At 76.4% G+C, this 6,000-nt stretch carries 4 protein-coding genes; 2 read left to right on the top strand and 2 right to left on the bottom strand.

Going from position 1 to position 6,000, the window contains the following annotated elements:
- Positions 1-290 precede the first annotated feature (290 nt).
- Positions 291-4,295 carry a hypothetical protein gene (locus AB0G11_RS24635; protein WP_357588449.1) on the top strand — a complete coding sequence of 1,335 codons (4,005 nt, stop codon included), beginning with the start codon at positions 291-293 and terminating at the stop codon, positions 4,293-4,295.
- Between the two features lie 8 nt (positions 4,296-4,303).
- On the opposite strand, the gene AB0G11_RS24630 is transcribed toward AB0G11_RS24635, so the two are convergent.
- On the bottom strand, positions 4,304-4,573 hold the full coding sequence (locus tag AB0G11_RS24630; RefSeq protein ID WP_357588447.1) for a hypothetical protein: 270 nt from the start codon (positions 4,571-4,573) through the stop codon (positions 4,304-4,306).
- A 94-nt stretch (positions 4,574-4,667) separates the two neighbouring features.
- Between AB0G11_RS24630 and AB0G11_RS24625 the strand changes: the two genes are divergently transcribed.
- On the top strand, positions 4,668-5,645 hold the full coding sequence (locus AB0G11_RS24625; protein WP_219513917.1) for an acetylxylan esterase: 978 nt from the start codon (positions 4,668-4,670) through the stop codon (positions 5,643-5,645).
- A gap of 49 nt (positions 5,646-5,694) precedes the next feature.
- Here the strand turns inward: AB0G11_RS24625 and AB0G11_RS24620 are convergent, their stop codons facing one another.
- Positions 5,695-5,982, bottom strand: coding sequence for a Fe-S cluster assembly protein HesB (locus AB0G11_RS24620; protein WP_219513915.1), 288 nt, complete (start codon positions 5,980-5,982; stop codon positions 5,695-5,697).
- Positions 5,983-6,000 lie beyond the last annotated feature (18 nt).

Raw genomic sequence — 6,000 nt, 5'->3', positions numbered from 1 at the left:
GTCTGTCCTGCCCCAACACCCCCCTAAACCCCTCGCCCCTCTCCCGGGGGCGCCCGCCCGCGGCCCCGCCCGGCCTGACCGCTGATGCCGCACCCGTGCCACGGGTGCGGCATCAGCGCGTTGACGGCCTGATGCGCCGCCGCCTGCCCGGCTCCGTGCTCACCGTGCGTAGCCTGGAGCTCCACGGCTTGACTACAAGTCAGGATATGTGGTCGTCTCGTCACTTCTATTCGTAACGGGATGACTTCGGGGGGTTTCGCGCCATGCCATGCCGGCACGCCGTGGGCCGCGTGCTCGCTTCCACGTCCATGGCGATCGCCGCTCTGGCGGCCACCCCTCACCCGGCCCCGGCACACGCCGACCCGGCCCGCCCAGCGGCCCAGCCTGCCCGGACGGAGGCCCAGACTCCCCGCGCCGGGACCGTGCCGCCGGTGCCCACGCCGGCCGGCACGCCGGTGCGGGTCGCGCTGGAGCCGTCGCCCGCCCTGGCCGACCCCGGCGACGGGCAGACCGGCCCGGAGGCCCCCGAGGTGACCACCCCGGCGGGCCCGGCGCTCGCCGACGCCGTCGAGGCCGAGGCCCGCGAGAGCGCCCGGGCGCCGGAGACGCACCCCCAGGCGGACGACGGGCCGGGCGACGACGGGCGGGAGAACGACGGGCCGAGCAACGGCGGGCCGGTGTCGCCGCGGGACGTGCTGCCCGCCGCCGACGGGGCCGCCCCGCTGGCGTTGCAGACCCCCGTCGCCGGGCTGTTCGGCAAGCTGGCCAAGCAGGTTCCCGGCCTGACGTACCGGCTGTGCGTGGAGAGCGGGCGGGTGCCCGTCTCCTGTTCGGGCCCGCAGCCGCTGGCCAAGCCGGTGGCCGCGGACGTGACCGGCGACGACAGGGCCGACGTGGCGGCGTACCTGCTGCCCGAGGCCGAGCCGGGGAAGTCCGCCGTCGGGCTCGGCTTCACGGTCAGGCGGCTGCCCGGCCGCCCGGCCGCCAGGGCCCGGGTGTGGGCCGAGTACGACGGCCGCGTCTCCGTGGGCTTCGGCGGCCTGCTGTCCGGCACCGACCGGGGCACGTTCACCGTCGACCTGTCGGGCGGCCATGTGAAGGCGAGCGTGACCCGTACGGACCCGGAGGCGTCCGCCACGACGGTGGCGGGGCTGACCGGGAAGGCGCTGGTGAGCCTGCGTCAGACGCCCGCCACCGGCCGTCTCACGGTGGACGCGAGCCTGGGCTCGCCGCGCCTGGACGTGACCGCGTCGGCCCCGGCCCGGGTGGAGGCGCTCGCGGTCACCGGCCGCCGCGTGACCCGGGCGGTGCTCGACCGGATGCCGAGGAGCGCCCGGGTGACGCTGGAGGGCGGCGGGGCGCGCTTCACCGCGCCGAGCCGGATCGGCCGCGCCGAGCTGCACGACCACCACTACAGCGAGGGCCGGCTCACCCGGCTGGCGAGCGTCGAGCTGCGCGACGTGCCGCCGGTCCTGACCGCCCGGTACGCGACCGAGCGCGGCAGGCAGGTGCTGACGTTCGGCACCGGGCGCGGCCGGGCCGGGGCGGCGCGCGTCCGCTACTACGACCGCGCGGCGGGCCGCGCCGTGCTGCGCGCCGGGCTCACCGGCCTGCCCGCCCGGCTGCGCCTGGTGAACGACCCGGCCGCGCACCGGGTGCGGCTGACGGCGAGCTCGCCCGTGGGCCGGTTCGAGGCCGTGCTCCAGCGCGGCGGCGGCGCGCTCGCCACCCCGCGCGGCGGCCACGTCACCATGATCAAGGACGGCGCCGCGTTCGGCGTCTCGGCGCTGCTGACCAAGCTGTCGGCGTTCGACGTCACGTACGGGGCGCGGCCGCGGGCGCGGCTGGAGTCGGGCGGCGGCCGGCCGTTCACCGGCGCGGCGAGCGTCGACGGGGCGCACCGGGCCAGGCTGGAGCTGTCGAACACGCCACACGAGGTGGAGGTCACGCTCGACCCGGCGGGCAAGGCCGTCTACCGGTCCGCCGGCACGATCGGCGAGGTGCGCGCCGCCTACGCCAACACCCGTTCCGCCCTCGCCGTCGACGTCACCGCGCGGGGCGTGCGCGGCGACGCCGGCGCGTCGTGGGAGCTGGGGGAGCGGTCGAGGGCGGCCGTCTCGGGGTCCGCGCCGCTGCGCGAGATCCGGCTGCGCGCCCGGCGCGGCGGCGACGACCTGAGCGCCACGGTGACCGGCCCCGGCAGGCGCGCCGAGCTCGTCGCCGACACCGCCGCCAGGACGCTCACCTGGACCTCCGGCGCGCCCGTCCGATCGGTGGACGCGCTCGCCCGCGCCACCGCCGGCGGCCGGAAGGTGCGGGCCGCCGCCCGGGTGACCGGCGTGCCGGCCCGCTTCGACGCTTCCTGGGACCCGCGCGGCTACCGCTTCCGCGGCCTGTCCGGGCCGGTCGGCTCGGCGGCGCTCGCGTTCACCAACCACGACGGCGCCAAGGTCCCGGCGGGGCCGCACCTGGCCGCCCACTACGACGAGGAGTCCGGCGACCTGGACGCCGCCGTGCGGGTCAAGGGGCTGCGCTCGGTCGCGTTCACGCCGTCGGACGGCGGGTTCGCCGCCGACGTCCGGGCCGCCCGGCAGACGCTCGCGCTGTCGGCCGACGTCACGCGCGGCGACGTGCGCGCCGGGCTGCTCGGCACCGCCGGGCCCGCGCCCGGGCGGCTCGCGGTCTCGGTGTCGGGCGGGCAGGTCACGTACTCGGGCACCCGCATGGACGTGCGCGCCCGCGCCTGGGCCGGCAAGACCGGGGCGCTGCGCGACCTGAAGGACGCGCCCGCGCTGGACGACGGCATCTCGCTCGTCGACGGCGGCTGCCGGCCGGGCACGCGGGGGTGCGCGCCGGGTGCGTTCTGCGCCGAACGGGGCTGCTTCGCCGTCCGGGCCCACCTGGACGTGGCCGGGCTGCCGGAGAAGGTGACGGTGGACCCGGCCAGGAGGACGTTCACCTTCGACGGCTACCGGCCGGGCGGCCGCGGCCTCGGGCTCTACCTGGCCGGGACGGTCCTGCCGCCCGCGCCGGTCAAGGTCGCCGCCCGGCTCACCGGGCTGCCGTCGCGGATCACCCGCATGTCCCTGGGCCCGTTCGGCGTGACGCCCGGCCCGCAGGGGAACGTCGTCGAGGCCGCCTACCGCGTCGAGCCGGCGGCCACGCTGGGCGCGCTCACCGCGCACGCCGAGGCCGGGGGCGCGCGCGGGCGGGTCGCCGTCGCGCCGGTGCCCGCCGCCGTGGCCGTCCACGGCACGTACGGGGCGCGGACCCGCGTCAGGGTGATCAACTCCGCGCCGGTCGAGCGGCTCAGCGCCCAGGTGACGGTCCCGGGAGCCGGGAGCGGGGAGCTGCGGTTCACCGACGTGCCCGCCCGGTTCGGCGTGGACGCCGACGCCTCGGCCACCGGGCTGCGCGTCCCGGCCGTCACGTACAAGGCCGAAGGAGGCCTGTCCACGCTCGACGGCCTGCTCCGCGTGGACGGCGGGCTGGCCGACCGGTCAGGGCGGCTCGGGCACGTGTCGCTCTCCGTCACCGACCTGGCCGCCGACACCACCGTCAGGCTCGGCCCCGACCTGTCGGTGGACCTGGTGTCGCGGCCGGTGCCCACCGGCCGGGTCGCGCTGCGCGCCGGGCTCACCGTCGACCCGGTCGCCCGCCAGCGGGTGCGCGCCGCCCAGGACGTCCCCTACACCGGCGGCTTCCTGTCCTACCAGGTGAACGGCGACTTCGCGCTCGGCCGCAGCTCCGTCGCCGACCTGTCGCTGGCCGTGCGGAAGGTGTCACGGCTCACGGTGCGGCCGGGGCGGGTCCCGTTCGGGCTGAAGGCGCCGGCGGCGCTCGGCTACCTGACGCCCGGCTTCGAGGGCGCCTACGACCGGCTCACGCTGCGTGCCCGCGGCGTCGACCTGCGGCCGGACGTCACGCTGGGCGTCCGGCTCAGCCGGGAGGTCGGCGCGGACGTCTTCCGCGAGTCGGTGCGCCTGGGCGCGGCCAGGTCGCTCGCGCCGCGCCGCTACGACCAGCGGCTGCGCCGCATCTCCACCCGTCCGCAGATCGCGGCGGCCGGGATCCGGCTCGCCTGCCTGGCGGTCAGCGCCAAGCCGGGGTTCGCGGCGCGGGGGAAGGGCGACTCCATCACGCTGCGCGGCGCGGTCGGGCCGCAGATGGTGTCGTTCCTGGACCCCGGCGGCCAGACGCCCGACTACGCGGTCGACCTGCTCACCCACTTCATGTCGCCGTTCCCCGGCGCCGTGTGGAAGGTGGACGCGCGCGCGGGGGGCTGCCGGGCGTAGGCGGCGGTTCAGTCGAGGGGGTGGCCCAGGCGGATGAGGCGGCGGCCGCCGCGCTCGACGACCTCGCTCACCGTCCACACGCGCTCGGCCACCACCGTGCCGTCCATGGTCATGTAGCCGCCCACCCGCAGCACCGGGCGGCCGGTGTCGTCGAGGGCCAGCTTCGCGCGCGACTCGGAGTCGTCGCCGAAGCGCAGCAGCAGGTCGTCGAACTCGACCGGCGCGTCCAGGATCATGCCGGGGGCCAGCCGGGGGTCGGAGGTCTCGATGAGGTCCATCCGCCCGCACTACCCAGGAAAACGGGGGATAGCGGTTACCAGGGTCCATGCGATGAAATATCTCCGGACCCTCAACAAAGGCTGGAGTTTCGCAGTGCCCCTGTTCGATCTGCCGCTTGACCAGCTCCGTGACTACCGCCCGGAACGCGACGAGCCCGCCGACTTCGACGACTTCTGGGCCCGTACGCTGAGCGAGGCGCGCGAGTTCGCCCTGGACGCCGTCTACACCCCCTACGACGCTCCCTACGCCCACGTGGACGCGTTCGACGTCTCCTTCTCCGGCTGGGGCGGGCACCGGATCAACGGCTGGTTCCTGACGCCGCGCGGCGCCGACGGTCCGCTGCCCTGCGTCATGCACTACATCGGCTACAGCGGCGGGCGCGGCTTCCCGCACGACCACCTGCTGTGGCCGGCGGCCGGGTACGCGGTGTTCGTCATGGAGACGCGCGGCCACGGCGGCGCGAACTTCGCCAGCCCGGGCACCACGGCCGACCCGCACGGCAGCGCCAACGCGCAGGCCCCCGGCATGATGACGCGCGGGATCATGGACCCGGACGACTACTACTACCGGCGCGTGTTCACCGACGCGGTGCGGGCGGTCGACGCGGCGGCGGAGCACCCCGCCGTCGATCCCGGCCGGATCGTCGTCTCCGGCGGCAGCCAGGGCGGCGGCATCGCGCAGGCCACGGCCGCGCTGCACCCGGGGGTCCTGGCGGCGCTCGTCGACGTGCCGTTCCTGACGCACTTCCGCCGGGCCGTCGAGATCACCGACCGCGACCCGTACCAGGAGGTCGTGCGCTTCCTGGCGAGCCGGCGCGAGGTCGCCGACCAGGTGTTCCGCACGCTGTCGTACTTCGACGGGATGAACTTCGCCGCCCGCGGCCGGGTGCCTGCGCTGTACTCGGTGGCGCTGATGGACCAGACCTGCCCGCCCTCGACGGTGTTCGCGGGCTACAACCACTGGCAGGGCGCCAAGGAGATCACCGTCTGGCCGTGGAACGACCACGAGGGCGGCAGCGGCTACCAGCGTGAGGAGCAGCTCCGCTACCTGCACAAGCTGCTGTCCGCCTGACACGCCGCCGGTCCGGTACGGGCGCGTACCGGACCGGAAGCGTGTGTGGTCAGGCTGGGCGGTCGGTGACCAGGAACGACACCGCCCCCTGGTCGTCGGCGCCCGCGTCGAGTGACTTGTCCTCCAGCACCGTGGCGGCCACCGGGTCGAGGTAGACGCGGGCCCCCTCGGCCTCCACCACCTCGTCGGCCGGCTCCGGAGCCGTCGCCAGCGACAGGGTCAGCGAGTTCGCGCTGTCGCCCTGGGACGAGATGCGGATGCCGCTCTGGGCCGGCTGGGGCGCCGTCGCCGTCAGGTCGCGGATGGCCTGCGCTGCGTTGGCTGTCAGGGTGAGCACCAGGGCTCCTCCTCGTTT

Source organism: Nonomuraea sp. NPDC023979 (assembly GCF_040639085.1).
In the GTDB taxonomy this organism is placed as follows: Bacteria; Actinomycetota; Actinomycetes; order Streptosporangiales; family Streptosporangiaceae; genus Nonomuraea; species Nonomuraea ceibae.
This window is presented reverse-complemented; position numbering and strand designations above follow the sequence as displayed.